Genomic DNA, 13,348 nt, shown 5'->3' with positions numbered 1-13,348 from the left:
AGAGGAGGACTTTCGTTGGCAAAACAGCATATAGAAGAAAAACAACAAGATATTAATGAGCTCATGCAAGTGCGTCGCGACAAAATGCAGGCTTTTATAGATAAAGGGATTGAACCTTTTGGTCGTAAATATGATGTAACTCATCATGCTCAAGAACTTTTAGACCAATTTGAAACTTTGGGAGAAGAAACTGTAGTGCGTGTAGCTGGTCGTTTGATGGCTGTTCGTGGTCATGGTAAAGCTAGCTTTACTGTTGTTTCTGATCTTAGTGGAAAAATTCAAGCATATTTCCGTCTTGATAATCTCGGCGAAGAAAAATATGGTGAATTTAAATTATTAGATATCGGCGATATCATCGGTGTAGAAGGTACTTTATTTAAAACTCATCGTGGCGAAATCACTATTAAAGTATCTGATTTCTCTATTTTGGCGAAATCTCTTCGTCCATTGCCAGAAAAATTCCATGGCTTAAAAGACGTAGAAACTCGTTATCGTCAACGTTACTTAGATTTAATCGTAAATCCAGATGTACGTCAGACTTTCATCACACGTACAAAAATTATTAGATCTATTCGTAATTACTTAGATAGTCGTAATTTCTTAGAAGTTGAAACACCTGTATTAAGTCCAATCGCTGGTGGTGCAAATGCTCGTCCATTCATCACTCATCATAATGCACTTGATATTGATATGTATCTTCGTATCGCTACAGAATTATATTTAAAACGTCTTGTAGTTGGCGGTTTTGAACGTGTTTATGAAATCGGTCGTGTTTTCCGTAATGAAGGTATCGACGTAAGACATAATCCAGAATTTACATCCATTGAAGTATATCAGGCATATGCGGATTTCAATGAATTAATAGATTTAGCAGAAGGTATTATTAGACAGGCTGCTATAGATGCTTGTGGCACTACTAAAATTACTTATGAAGGTACAGAAATTGATTTAAACAGTTTCCGCCGTGTTACAATGAACGATATCGTTTTAGAAAAAACAGGTAAAGACTTCAGCAAAGCTCAGACTTTAGAAGAAGCTAAAGCAATGGCAAATGAATTAGAAGTTCCTTGTGAAGGTAAACATTCTATTGGCGAAGTTTTATATGAAGTATTTGACGAAAAAGTTGAATCTACATTAATTCAGCCTACAATTGTAACTCAATATCCAACAGAAGTTTCTCCACTTGCAAAACGCAATAAAGAAAATCCTGCATTCACTGACCGTTTTGAAATGTTCGTTTATGGTCGTGAACTTGGAAATGCATTCTCCGAGCTTAATGATCCAATCGATCAGGAACAACGCTTTATCGATCAGCAAAAAGCTCGTGAAGATGGTGATGATGAAGCTCATATGATGGACCATGACTATATCACAGCTCTTGAATATGGTCTTCCACCAACATGTGGTCTTGGTATCGGTATTGACCGTTTAGTAATGTTCTTAACAGACAGCTCTTCTATTCGTGATGTACTTTTATTCCCAACAATGAAACCAATTGAAAATTAATTATAAGATATAAAAAAAGGCAGAACATGAAACATTTAAGTTTTTTGTTCTGTCTTTTTATTATAAAGGTTTTATAATAGATTTCATTAATTTTTCTATTTTATTATTATTTACTAACATAGATTCGATAGAAGCTATCATATATTCATTTTTATTTATTTGGTTTAAATCAAGTTTGTATTTGGCATTTTTGGCTAAATGATAAAAAAATTCTCTTTGTGTTCTACCATTACCTTCACGAAATGGATGTAAAGCATTTATATCACCAAATAAATCAGCGGCTTTTTGGCAAAATTCATCTATTGATAGTTTTTTTTAATAATTATTAGTTTTTAATTTTTGGAATATATCATTTGCATAAGAATTAATATTTTCAACTGGACAAAAAAAGGCTTTTCCTTTAGAAATATTTACATTTCTTGTGGTACCAGCCCATTTGTAGATATCTTGAAAAATATATTTATGCATATATTTTAAAGTATTAAAAGAAAAAATATGAAAAGTTTTTTCTCGTAATTCAATAATTCTAATAGCAGTATATCGACGTTCTTCTTTGTTTAATGTAAGTTCATCTTTTATGCCAAATTTATTTTGTAATACATATTCGTCCAAATTAAAACATCCTTTTAAAAAGCTCTCTAGCTTCTGATGTAGAAATTTCTCCTGAAGCAATTTTAGCAAAGATTTTTTGTTCATCTTTAGTATAAATAAAACCTTCTAATTCACAACTTTTTATAGCAGAAGCAACATTTTCAGCAAGTTCTTTATTAATCATTTTAGGTATTCCTTTCAGTATTTTAGAACTTATTTTATATTGATATTATAGCATATTAGATATTAAAAGCTCTTATAAATATTTATAAGAGCTTTTTAAAATTAACTTATGATTAGGGCTAAGCTGATAAAGAGTAATACAATACCTTGAATATAGCCCATTATTTTGTTGAAGTTTTTTACGTTTAAAATATAGTCACGAACTTTGCCAGCACAGATAGCGACTAGGGAAAATATTATAAGTGTTTGTAAGCCAAAGATAAATCCTAAAAATGCAATTTGAAGGCTCACACTATCAGAATTTAAATTGACAAATTGAGGTAAGAAGGCTAAGAAAAATAATAATACTTTAGGATTTAAAACATTCATGATGAGCCCACGACGATATAATTTAAAAAAGGAAGTACTATTATTTACAGCGTTTAATTTTAAATTGCCTTGAGCATGGAATGCTCCCCAAGCAAGATATAATAAATAAGCAGCACCGATATATTTTAAGGTGGCAAAGGCAAGTGGTGATTGTTGAATGATAGCAGCAACGCCGATGATTACAAGCGTTGTATGAAAGATAAGACCAGTCGTTAAGCCTAGAGCTAAGCTAATACCTGCTTTAGTGCCATCAGCTAGACTTTTAGCAAGTAAATACATGATATCTGGGCCAGGTGCTAAAGTCAGTAGCACAGAAGCTATCAAAAAATATAAAAGAGTAGTTAATTCCATAGATAAACACCTCGATATGTATAAAATAAAACCGCACTTAAGTTAATAAATGCGGTTTTGTATTAGTATTATAAATTAACGAGCTAATACTTTGGCACCATCTAATACATTAAATCCTAATTTGGAGAAGAAGGAAGCATGGAAATCATCTGGAGCAAAAGCAAAAAGATAAGGATAATTTTCGTATTTAGCTTTTATTTGAGCAATTAATTCATCATTGATGCCTTTACCACGATAGTTTGGCGCAACAACGAGATAGCGAATATAAGCTGTCATTTTGCCATCATCAACTACAGTGATAAGTGCAGCAAGTTCATTTGTATCTTTATCCCATGCAGAAACTACAGTGCCTGCATTGTTGATAGCTTCAACTAATGTTTCTTCATATTTAGCATCAGGATTACCAGATACTGTGAAGAAATCTAAAAGAGTTTTAGCATCGAAATTTTTTTCTTGAGAGTAAGTGATATTCATATTATAATTCACCTTTCTTTATTTTTATTGATTGTTTTAATAGCGATTTTAGTTCAGCTTTTTTATTGAGATTTGATGAAGCATCTTTAGCAAGTTCAGTTAACATTCCCCATGTAGAGATTTCATCAAAATATTGACGTCTATCAGAGATTTTAAATGTTTTATTCAATGGGCGATAATATACCCAAAGATTTACTGATATATAACTATTTAAAAGCGGAGAACCATCTAAACGAGAGATGGAATGATAATAATGTTGATACATAGTAGGGATAGTATAGCCAACTACGACATCAGCATCTAATAAATCAGATGTATCTTTTAGTGTATCAAGATTTTGATTATAAGTAAAGTTGGATTGTTTTATCGCAGCATAAATACTGTTTTCATCAATATATTCAACTGCTTGTAAGGTATCATTTAGAGGAACATGCATTTCTTGGGTTAAATTGTTATAGAGTAATTGATTGACATCTGGATAGCGTTGGCTACTGGAAAGCGTAGGTAAAATAGCTACTTTCAATGTCTGTTTTTGGGGTGTTTCTTGTTTGATAATGTCTTGAGCAAAACCTATTTGCATAAAGCAAAGATAACAGCAAAAGCATATTAAAGTCATAACTTTTTTTAACATAAAAATCACTCCTTAAAGCTAATATATTCTATAATTATTATATATTATTAATCGATTGATATATATAATAATTTTTATAGCTATGATATAATATTAGTAAATTTTAAGGCAGGGAGAGAAGCGATGTGAAGATTTTGGCCAGACAATTAACTGTAGATATGTACGATTGTAAAAATAAAGATTTAAGTAATTATGAAGATTTGCGTGAGTCCTTGGACATGGCGATGAATATGGCTGGATATACACCGATAGAAGTTCGTGCTCAACTATGGAATGAAGAACAAGCTATTGTATTTATTTTACTTCAAGAAGGTCATGCAGTAGTGCGTACGTATCCAAAATTAAAATATGTTGCTAGCGATGTATTTATTTGCCAAGAAGATGGTAAACCTGAAAAAGCAATTAAGGCTTTGAAAAAATTAATGAAGCCAGAAAAAATAAGAATGACTTATTTAAAACGTGGCGATTTTGGTACGGTCAAAGATGTTAAACCACGTATAAAAATTCGTATTGCACCACTTAGACCACTTCGCAGTATAAAAAATAAAGGTGCTAAAGTTATTAAAACTGTAGCACGCAGAATAAAATTATAATTTATGAAATTAAAAATCAGAAAATACATGTAAGGTTCTATTTAAAATGCCGTGAATGTAGGCAATAGTAGTACCGTAATTGCTCATGGGTATATTTTGCTCATGAGCTTTTTTTAATCTTGATTGCATTTCCGCTTGATTGAGCATACAGCCACCACAGTGAATGATTAATTTATATCTAGATAAATCATCAGGAAATTCTGTGCCAGAGGTAAAGAAAAATTCTGGGTTAGCTTTTGTGTAATTTTTTATCCAATTAGGTAATTTCACAGTGCCGATATCATCGCATTGGCGGTGATGTGTACAACCTTCAGCGATTAAAATTTTATCATTATCTTTGATTGTGTCTAAGATTTTAACAGCATTTACTTGTCGTTTTAAATCTCCTTTATAGCGAGAAAAGAGAATTGAAAAAGAAGTTAATTCTATATCTTGCGGAACGATTTTATTTACTTTGCCGAAAGCCTGACTATCTGTGATGACGAGTTTTGGTTTAGTTTTTAGATTGGCTAAAGTATTTTCTAAATTATCATCTTGAGTCATGATAGCAGTAGCACCAATATCAAGCAATTCGCGGATTACTTGCTGTTGTGGCAAGATGAGTCGTCCTTTAGGTGCAGCTTTATCAATAGGAATTACTAAAATTACCGTATCTTTGGGATTTACGATATCTTTTAAGATGAATTTTTCCTGTGTGTTTTTAGTCAATTGAGTGAGTTTAGATTTTAGCTCTTCAATGCCTGTTTTTTCTTTGGCACTGATATATACATATTGTTTAATATCTTTATTTTTAGGTTTAAAATCAGGTATTAAATCGACTTTATTATAAGCTACGATATAGGGAATATTTTTGTCAGTGATTAATTTTAAAATATCTTTGTCAAAATCGGTAAAATCTAAAGTAGCATCAATGACTAAAATAGCGATATCAGTTTTATTTAAAATTTGTTTAGTTTTTTCTATACGTAATTTGCCAAGTTCGCCAATATCGTCAAGACCAGCTGTATCAATGATATTTACAGGGCCAAGTGGTAAAAGTTCCATAGCTTTATGCACTGGGTCTGTTGTTGTTCCTTTGACTGGAGAAACTACAGCGATATTTTGATTGGTTAAGGCATTCATAATGCTGGATTTACCGGCATTACGAATACCAAAAAAGGCAATATGGGTGCGATTGGCAAGTGGAGTTTGATTTAAATCCATAATATACACCTTATTTTCTATTAAAATCTAAAATCGCGTTGACCTTCAGCGATTAATTTAAGTTGTTTAGTTACGATATCACGAACTTTATCGCTTTTTATTTGGGATAATTGTTCATGAATTAATTTATCGCCTACTTGTTTTGTATCTTCACTAGCATAATCGCAAAGATATTCTTTAAGTGTCATTAAAGCGTTAGGCAAACAACAATTAGAAATTTGACCACTCTTACATAAACTCATAAATCTATCACCTGTTCTACCTTCACGATAGCAAGCTGTACAGAAGCTAGGAACAAAACCAGATTTCATGAGCCAATTTACGACTTCATCTAAGGAGCGATTATCGCTGACATCAAATTGACTAGAATTATCTTCAGGAGCTTCTTTTTCGGCATAACCACCGACACTAGTGCGAGAACCACCACTGATTTGAGAGATGCCAAGTTGCAATACTTTTTCACGGCAAGCTTGACTTTCACGAGTGGAGACGATCATGCCAGTATAAGGAACAGCTACACGGATACAAGCTACGATTTTGGCGAAAGTATCATCATCAATACCATTATCAAAAGTAGATGGATCGATATCATCGGCACGGCGAATACGAGGAACACTAATAGTATGAGGGCCTACGCCAAAGCGAGCTTCGAGGTGTTCTGCATGCATGAGTAGACCGGCAAATTCATAGCGATATTTTTCTAAGCCGAATAATACGCCACAACCAACATCATCAATGCCACCTTCCATAGCTCTATCCATAGCTTCTGTATGGTAAGCATAATTGTGTTTTGGCCCTGTTGGGTGAAGTTGTTCATAGCTTTCTTTATGGTAAGTTTCTTGGAATAAAATATAAGTGCCGATACCTGCTTCTTTTAATTTGCGATAATTTTCAACAGTTGTAGCAGCGATATTGACATTGACACGACGGATAGCACCATTTTTATGTTTTATGCTATAGATTGTTTTGATGCTTTCAAGTACATATTCAATAGGATTATTTACTGGATCTTCACCTGTTTCTAAAGCGAGGCGTTTGTGTCCCATATCTTGAAGGGCAATGACTTCGCGTTTGATATCTTCTTGGGTTAATTTTTTTCTAGCTATATGTTTATTTTTGGCATGATAAGGGCAGTAAACACAGCCATTAACACAGTAATTAGAAAGATAAAGCGGAGCAAATAGAACAATTCTATCGCCATAAAAATCATCTTTAATTTTTTTGGCTAGAGCGAAAATTTCTTCATTGAGTTCAGGAATATCGCAAGCTAAAAGCACAGAAGCTTCACGATGAGAAAGACCTTTTTCAAGTTTGGCTTTAGCTATGATTTCAGAGATTAAGGCTTTATCATGTTTATGTTCATCAGCATAAGCAAGTGTAGACAAAATTTCTTCATGATTGATGAATTCTTCTGCTTTACTAGACTTTGGATTATACAAAAATATCAACTTCTTTCTATTTTTTATTAGAAATTTATATTAAGACATTAAGCTATCACCTCTAGTAGAGGTTACATGATAGCCATGTTCTTGCAATAATTGTGTTAGTTTAAGAATTCCTTCTAAGGATTCGCCACCTGTTATTTTTTTGTTATTGTATAAAGTATAGAGTGAACGAATATTTAAAGGTGAAATATTGGGCATGATGACATTAGCACCAGCTTCTAATCCTTGTATAGTTCCATTGGGAGCTAAAGTAGCAAGGGCAGTTGTTGCAGGTAATAAGACTTTTGGCAACAATAAGCGAGTTATAGCTAAGATGATTAGAGTAAGAGGAACACTGCCGGCTCTTTCATCTTTAAAAGGTGTTTGCTCATGAGGAATAAATGGTCCCATGCCTATCATATGAGGTTGAAAATCGCTTAAAAATTCTAAGTCAGTTAATAAATTGTCTAAAGTTTGATATGGAGAGCCGATCATCATACCAGCTCCTACTTGATAGCCAATATATTTTAAATTTTTAAGGCAATTTAAGCGGTTATTTAAATCCATTTGGTCTGGGTGTAGTTTATGATAATGATGGATATCTGCCGTTTCATGGCGGAGTAAATATCTATCTGCACCAGCATCAAAATATTTTTGATAGCTTGCTCTTGTTTTTTCACCGATAGATAAAGTGATAGCACAATCAGGATATTTATTTTTTATCTCTTTAATGATATGTGTCATTTTATCGTCAGTGAAATACATATCTTCACCGCCTTGTAGGACAAAGGTGCGAAGATTGTTTTTATAGCCTATTTGACAAGATAATAATATTTCTTCTAAAGATAGACGATAGCGAGTAGCTTTATGATTAGAACAGCGAATACCGCAATAGTAGCAATCATTTTTGCAGTAGTTGGTAAATTCGATAAGACCGCGTAAAAAGACATTATGTCCATAAGATTTTTCGCGAACAAAGCGAGCCGCTGCAAATAGATATTTGCTAAGCGGCCCTGCATAGGCTTCTTGAGATAATTCATCAAGAAGTTTTTTTATGTTTGATTTATTAAATTGGGGTTTGATGACTAAATCATCAATGATTTGTAATGAGTTTAATTTAGTATCCATGATGAATTATTTCAATAAATTATTTTTAAATTATTTTTAAATTATTTTTCAAAATCAAATTGTTTTTTGCGTGCATGGTAATGAGTATGCAATAATTTATGAGCGATTTCACTACCTGGTTTTTCAAGAAAATCTTTATAAAGTTGTTTGAGATAAGGATTTTCATGAGATTTACGATATTTGGTATTTTTATCTATTTGATAGATGGATTCCATGCGTTTTTTATTTACTGCCATAGTAGTGCCTATTGGCTGACCACCGCCACCCAAGCAACCACCAGGACAAGCCATTACTTCAATGAAATCATATTTACATTCGCCAGCACGCAATTTATCCATGAGCACTTTGGCATTATTTAATGTATGAGCTACAGCAATATTGATGGTTTTATCGCCGATATTGATTTGAGCTTCTTTGATGCCATCAAAACCGCGTACAGGTGTGTATTCTACATTTTTCATTTCTTCACCAGTGAGCCATTCATAAGTAGTGCGAAGTGCAGCTTCCATAACACCACCAGTAGTGCCGAATATAGCAGCAGCTCCTGTTGCAGTACCCATAGGATTATCAAACTCACTTTCAGGTAGATTTTCAAAATCAATACCGATGTATTTTATGAGTTTAATCAATTCGCGAGTAGTCAATACTGCGTCAGTATCAGGACGACCATCATGAGCCATTTCTGGACGAGTGATTTCATATTTTTTAGCGATACATGGCATGATGGCTACAGTGAATATATTTTTAGGATCAAGATTTTCTTGTTTAGCATAATGTGTTTTTGCGATAGCGGAGAAAATCTGCATAGGGGATTTTGTAGTAGATAAATGGTCTAATAGGTCAGGATAATGTTTTTCCATATAATTTACCCAACCAGGACAGCAAGAAGTTGTCATTGGCATTTTTTTGCCAGATTTTATGCGTTCGATTAATTCGTTAGCTTCTTCAGTGATTGTGAGGTCTGCACCATAGTTTGTATCGAATACTTTATCAAAGCCGATCATGCGAAGGGCTGTAACCATTTTTTTAGTTACGATAGATCCTTTTGGCATACCAAATTCATCGCCTAAGGCTATGCGTACACTTGGTGCTGTTTGTACAATAACTGTTTTATTAGGATCAAAGATAGCATCGAGAACGCGATCAGTATCGTCTTTTTCAACGAGTGCTCCTACAGGGCAAGCAAGGCTACATTGACCGCAGAGAACACATTTTGTATTGTCAAATTCAATATCAAATGGTGTAGTTACATGGATATTTGTACTGCGTCCTGCAAAACCTAATACTTCAATACCTTGGATTTCTTTACAAGCACGGATACAGCGACCGCATTTTACACATTTTTCTGGATCATGTACTAAACTTGGATTTGTGCCACGTTTTTCGATATGTTGACCAACATGAGGAATGTTTGGGCGAAGTACATTGAAACGGCTACAGAGTTGTTGAAGCACACAGTTGCCATTACGAGGACAAGTCAAACAATTTTCTTCATGGTCAGCCATGATCAACTGCAAAATACCACGCTGAGTATCACGAACAACTTTTGTATCAGTGAATACTTCCATGCCTTCCCAACATTCAGTAGAGCAAGCCGCAAGTAAACGACGTTGACCGACAACTTCTACAGAGCAGATACGGCAACGGGCTTTGATGCGTTGATCAGGATGATAACATAAATGGGGAATATCTATATGAAGCATTTGAGCTGCTTGTAAAATTTTAGTGCCTTTTTTTACACTTATAGGCATATTATTTATTTTAAGATTAATTAACTCTTCCATTAACTTCCAATTCCTCCTAGTTTTTTATTTTAAACGTATCAGGGAAAATTTTCATAGCGGATTTTAAAGCGTTTTGAGCTGTTTCTCCTAAGCCACAAAGTGAAGACATAGGCATAACTTTAGCGAAAGTTTTCATGGTTTCTAAGTCTTCTTTTGTATGAGTTTGGGCTTTGATTTTATCTAGGAACATTTTGATATGGCGATTTCCTTCACGACATGGAGTGCATTGACCGCAACTTTCATGTAAGAAGAAATCTTGAGTATAACGTAAAAAATCAATTACAGAAGTACGTTCATCAATTACTAGAATAGAACCAGAACCAATGATTAAATCATGTTCTTTAAAATCTTCATAAGTATAAGGAACATCTAAAATGCTATCATCGGAGATTTTTCCAGAAGCACCACCGAATTGAATTAGGCGAATTTTACGATCGCCTTGGATGCCACCTGCTAAATCATAGATGATTTCACGAATTGTAGTGCCAAATGGTATTTCATATACACCAGGTTTATTAACATTACCGCCAACGCTTACAAGTTTTGTACCTAAGGATTCACCTACACCATATTTCATATAAGTTTTGGCACTGTCGCGAAGTAAATGAGGTACGATAGATAAACTTTCTACATTGTTCATGCAAGTAGGGCGAGCGAATAAACCACTTTGTTTCATAAATGGTGGTTTCATACGAGGACGACCAGCTTTACCTTCCATAGAGCGAATAAGAGCAGTACCTTCACCGCAAACGTATGCACCAGCACCAGAATAGAGATGGATTTTATAATTCCAACCAGTGCCTAAAATATTTTCACCTAAGAAACCATTTTCTTCAGCTTGTTTGATAGCATTTAAAAGACGAGGGCGAAATCTGCTGTATTCGGAACGCATATAAATATAGCCGTCTTCTGCATTTACTGCCCAACCAGCAATGATGATGGCTTCAATTAAATTAAATGGATCATTTTTTATTAATTCACGATCTTTAAAAGTGCAAGTTTCCCCTTCATCAGCATTACAGATTACGCAGTGATGAGGACGTTCTACAGCACGAGCTTGAGACCATTTGCGTCCCATAGGATAAGCTGCACCACCACGACCTTTGATTTTTGCTTCACTTAATAAAGTGGCTATTTCTTCTCCGTCCATAGTAATAGCTTTTTTTAAAGCAGAAAAGCCACCGATATTCATATATGACTCAATGGAAAATACATCATATTTACCAAAATTTTCAGTTATGTATTTTACACTACTCATGAAAATACCTCCGTTTCTTAGATGAATTTTTGTAATAAATCTCTGATTTTTTCTTCGCTATCTAAATGACCGTATATTGTACCGTTTATTTTTACTGCTGGAGCGACATCACAAGCACCGAAGCAAGATACTTTTTCTAAAGTAAATCTGCCATCATAAGTTACAGAATTAAAATCAATATTTAAAAGGCGACGCAATGTATTGATTAAAAATTCATTGTTATTTACTTTGCAAGCTATGCTATCACATACTTCAATTGGATAACGTCCACGAGGTTTATCAGATAAAGTATCATAAAATGTTATGCAATCATAGATTACAGAAAGTTTAACATTTGGGAGTTTTTCCACAATGTAGTAAGCTACAATTTTAGGAATATAATGTTGAGTAATCTTTTGTTGAACTTCTACTAGAATACCAACAATTTGAGTGTAATCATAATCGTGAGCTTTTAAGATATTATCAATTTTTTCTTTGAGTTCATCTGTTAGCTCAAATTTTGTGCTATCCTCAATCATGTCATCAACCTACCTTTATATATAATATATATTAATTTTCTAAATAAAATTTATGTTAGTAATATATTAACATAATTTAGATTTAGAGTGAATAATAAAAAGTGTAAACTTTACAATAAAGATTTTATACAATAAGTAAAACAAAAAGCACGCAAATCTATAGAATTTGCGTGCTTTCTATATTTTAAGATATTAAAGTTTAATTTGTTTATCTTTGTAGATATCTAATTGAGCTTGTTCTTGAGATAAGATTTTATCAGCAAGAGCAAGTTGCATATCTACTTGTTGATAAGAAGTTCCACCATAGGAATTGCGGTTTTTAACGCAAGTTTCTGGTGCAATAGCTTCATAGATATCTTCTTCAAATAAATCAGACATCTGTTTGAATTCGTCCATAGTTAAGTCTTCAAGCCATTTGTTATTTTCAATGCAGTAATGAACAGCATGACCAGATACACTATGAGCTTTTCTAAATGGCATACCTTTTTTTACAAGATAATCAGCAAGGTCAGTAGCATTAGAGAAGTCTTCACGAACAGCTTTAAGCATTACATCTTTTCTAACTTTCATGCCACGGATTAATTGAGCATATACAGCAAGGCTGAATTTGATAGTATCAATAGCGTCAAATAAACCTTCTTTATCTTCTTGTAAATCTTTATTATAAGCAAGAGGTAAACCTTTTACAGTTGTGAGCATAGCCATCAAATGACCAATTACACGACCTGTTTTACCGCGAACAAGTTCGGATACATCAGGATTTTTCTTCTGTGGCATCATACTAGAACCAGTGCAATGAGCGTCGTCTAATTCTACGAAAGAGAATTCACGAGAGCACCAGAAGATGATTTCTTCACTGATACGGCTTAAATGAACCATGAGAATAGAAGCTGCGGATAAAAATTCCATGATATAATCTCTATCACTTACAGCGTCTAAGCTATTTGCATAAATAGCATCAAAATTAAGCTGTTTAGCAACAAATTCACGATCAATAGGGAAAGTTGTACCAGCAAGAGCACCAGCACCAAGTGGCATAATATCACAGCGTTCATAAACACCTTTGAAACGGGAGAAGTCACGGCTGAGCATAGAGAAATATGCCATCATATGATGAGAAAATAAAATAGGCTGTGCACGTTGAAGGTGAGTATAACCAGGCATGATTACATCTTTGTATTTTGTAGCTGTTTCAGTCAAAGCAGTTTGTAATTCTTTGATTAATTTTGCGACTTCAACTGTTTCGCGACGTACATACATATGAGTCTGAACCTCCCACGACTAAAGTCGCGGGGTTCTCGGTCAAGTATTCTAACGAATACAGTATCTCCGAGC

General features: G+C 33.8%; 14 protein-coding genes and 1 pseudogene. 2 read left to right on the top strand and 13 right to left on the bottom strand.

Going from position 1 to position 13,348, the window contains the following annotated elements:
- Positions 1–15 precede the first annotated feature (15 nt).
- A complete protein-coding gene (gene lysS, locus Q5I67_RS06185; protein ID WP_296899615.1) occupies positions 16–1,506 on the top strand; it encodes a lysine--tRNA ligase in 1,491 nt (496 codons plus the stop codon).
- Positions 1,507–1,566: 60 nt separating this feature from the next.
- Here lysS and Q5I67_RS10425 read toward each other — a convergent pair whose 3' ends face one another.
- From Q5I67_RS10425 to Q5I67_RS06160, 6 genes are all read right to left on the bottom strand, one after another.
- Positions 1,567–1,809, bottom strand: coding sequence for a Fic family protein (locus tag Q5I67_RS10425; RefSeq protein WP_366446949.1), 243 nt, complete (start codon positions 1,807–1,809; stop codon positions 1,567–1,569).
- A gap of 12 nt (positions 1,810–1,821) precedes the next feature.
- On the bottom strand, positions 1,822–2,118 hold the full coding sequence (locus Q5I67_RS10420; RefSeq protein ID WP_366446947.1) for a hypothetical protein: 297 nt from the start codon (positions 2,116–2,118) through the stop codon (positions 1,822–1,824).
- A gap of 1 nt (position 2,119) precedes the next feature.
- Positions 2,120–2,281: an antitoxin VbhA family protein gene (locus Q5I67_RS06175; RefSeq protein ID WP_302486730.1), complete on the bottom strand. Its 162-nt coding sequence runs from the start codon at positions 2,279–2,281 to the stop codon at positions 2,120–2,122.
- Between the two features lie 101 nt (positions 2,282–2,382).
- On the bottom strand, positions 2,383–3,000 hold the full coding sequence (locus Q5I67_RS06170; protein WP_008538948.1) for a LysE family translocator: 618 nt from the start codon (positions 2,998–3,000) through the stop codon (positions 2,383–2,385).
- 75 nt (positions 3,001–3,075) lie between these two features.
- On the bottom strand, positions 3,076–3,474 hold the full coding sequence (locus tag Q5I67_RS06165) for a GNAT family N-acetyltransferase (RefSeq protein WP_302486729.1): 399 nt from the start codon (positions 3,472–3,474) through the stop codon (positions 3,076–3,078).
- 1 nt (position 3,475) lies between these two features.
- Complete coding sequence (locus Q5I67_RS06160; RefSeq protein ID WP_302486728.1) at positions 3,476–4,105, bottom strand: hypothetical protein; 630 nt, start codon at positions 4,103–4,105, stop codon at positions 3,476–3,478.
- Positions 4,106–4,230: 125 nt separating this feature from the next.
- Here Q5I67_RS06160 and speD point away from each other — a divergent pair, with 125 nt between their 5' ends.
- Complete coding sequence (speD, locus tag Q5I67_RS06155) at positions 4,231–4,698, top strand: adenosylmethionine decarboxylase (protein ID WP_008538945.1); 468 nt, start codon at positions 4,231–4,233, stop codon at positions 4,696–4,698.
- Between the two features lie 9 nt (positions 4,699–4,707).
- Here speD and hydF read toward each other — a convergent pair whose 3' ends face one another.
- From hydF to argH, 7 genes and pseudogenes are all read right to left on the bottom strand, one after another.
- On the bottom strand, positions 4,708–5,901 hold the full coding sequence (gene hydF, locus Q5I67_RS06150; protein WP_302486727.1) for a [FeFe] hydrogenase H-cluster maturation GTPase HydF: 1,194 nt from the start codon (positions 5,899–5,901) through the stop codon (positions 4,708–4,710).
- Positions 5,902–5,921: 20 nt separating this feature from the next.
- On the bottom strand, positions 5,922–7,340 hold the full coding sequence (gene hydG, locus Q5I67_RS06145; RefSeq protein ID WP_302486726.1) for a [FeFe] hydrogenase H-cluster radical SAM maturase HydG: 1,419 nt from the start codon (positions 7,338–7,340) through the stop codon (positions 5,922–5,924).
- A 39-nt stretch (positions 7,341–7,379) separates the two neighbouring features.
- On the bottom strand, positions 7,380–8,453 hold the full coding sequence (gene hydE, locus Q5I67_RS06140) for a [FeFe] hydrogenase H-cluster radical SAM maturase HydE (RefSeq protein WP_296897400.1): 1,074 nt from the start codon (positions 8,451–8,453) through the stop codon (positions 7,380–7,382).
- Between the two features lie 41 nt (positions 8,454–8,494).
- Positions 8,495–10,237: an NADH-dependent [FeFe] hydrogenase, group A6 gene (locus Q5I67_RS06135; RefSeq protein ID WP_296897402.1), complete on the bottom strand. Its 1,743-nt coding sequence runs from the start codon at positions 10,235–10,237 to the stop codon at positions 8,495–8,497.
- A 16-nt stretch (positions 10,238–10,253) separates the two neighbouring features.
- Complete coding sequence (locus Q5I67_RS06130) at positions 10,254–11,495, bottom strand: NADH-quinone oxidoreductase subunit F (RefSeq protein ID WP_296897404.1); 1,242 nt, start codon at positions 11,493–11,495, stop codon at positions 10,254–10,256.
- Between the two features lie 17 nt (positions 11,496–11,512).
- On the bottom strand, positions 11,513–12,013 hold the full coding sequence (locus Q5I67_RS06125; RefSeq protein WP_302486725.1) for an NAD(P)H-dependent oxidoreductase subunit E: 501 nt from the start codon (positions 12,011–12,013) through the stop codon (positions 11,513–11,515).
- Positions 12,014–12,205: 192 nt separating this feature from the next.
- Positions 12,206–13,285: pseudogene (argH, locus tag Q5I67_RS06120) on the bottom strand (argininosuccinate lyase); the annotation flags it as partial.
- Between the last annotated feature and the right edge of the window lie 63 nt (positions 13,286–13,348).

Origin of the sequence: uncultured Megamonas sp. (assembly GCF_958438645.1) — a bacterium.
In the GTDB taxonomy this organism is placed as follows: Bacteria; Bacillota; Negativicutes; order Selenomonadales; family Selenomonadaceae; genus Megamonas.
Note: the sequence above shows the minus strand (reverse complement) of the source record. Positions and strands in the feature narration are given on the sequence as shown.

Excerpts from the sequence above, each read along its gene's own strand:
- Q5I67_RS06175 (WP_302486730.1), bottom strand. The coding sequence starts at position 2,281 with ATGATTAATAAAGAACTTGCTGAAAATGTTGCTTCTGCTATAAAAAGT.
- Q5I67_RS06170 (WP_008538948.1), bottom strand. The coding sequence starts at position 3,000 with ATGGAATTAACTACTCTTTTATATTTTTTGATAGCTTCTGTGCTACTG.
- Q5I67_RS06165 (WP_302486729.1), bottom strand. The coding sequence starts at position 3,474 with ATGAATATCACTTACTCTCAAGAAAAAAATTTCGATGCTAAAACTCTT.
- Q5I67_RS06160 (WP_302486728.1), bottom strand. The coding sequence starts at position 4,105 with ATGTTAAAAAAAGTTATGACTTTAATATGCTTTTGCTGTTATCTTTGC.
- hydF (WP_302486727.1), bottom strand. The coding sequence starts at position 5,901 with ATGGATTTAAATCAAACTCCACTTGCCAATCGCACCCATATTGCCTTT.
- hydE (WP_296897400.1), bottom strand. The coding sequence starts at position 8,453 with ATGGATACTAAATTAAACTCATTACAAATCATTGATGATTTAGTCATC.
- Q5I67_RS06135 (WP_296897402.1), bottom strand. The coding sequence starts at position 10,237 with ATGGAAGAGTTAATTAATCTTAAAATAAATAATATGCCTATAAGTGTA.
- Q5I67_RS06130 (WP_296897404.1), bottom strand. The coding sequence starts at position 11,495 with ATGAGTAGTGTAAAATACATAACTGAAAATTTTGGTAAATATGATGTA.
- Q5I67_RS06125 (WP_302486725.1), bottom strand. The coding sequence starts at position 12,013 with ATGATTGAGGATAGCACAAAATTTGAGCTAACAGATGAACTCAAAGAA.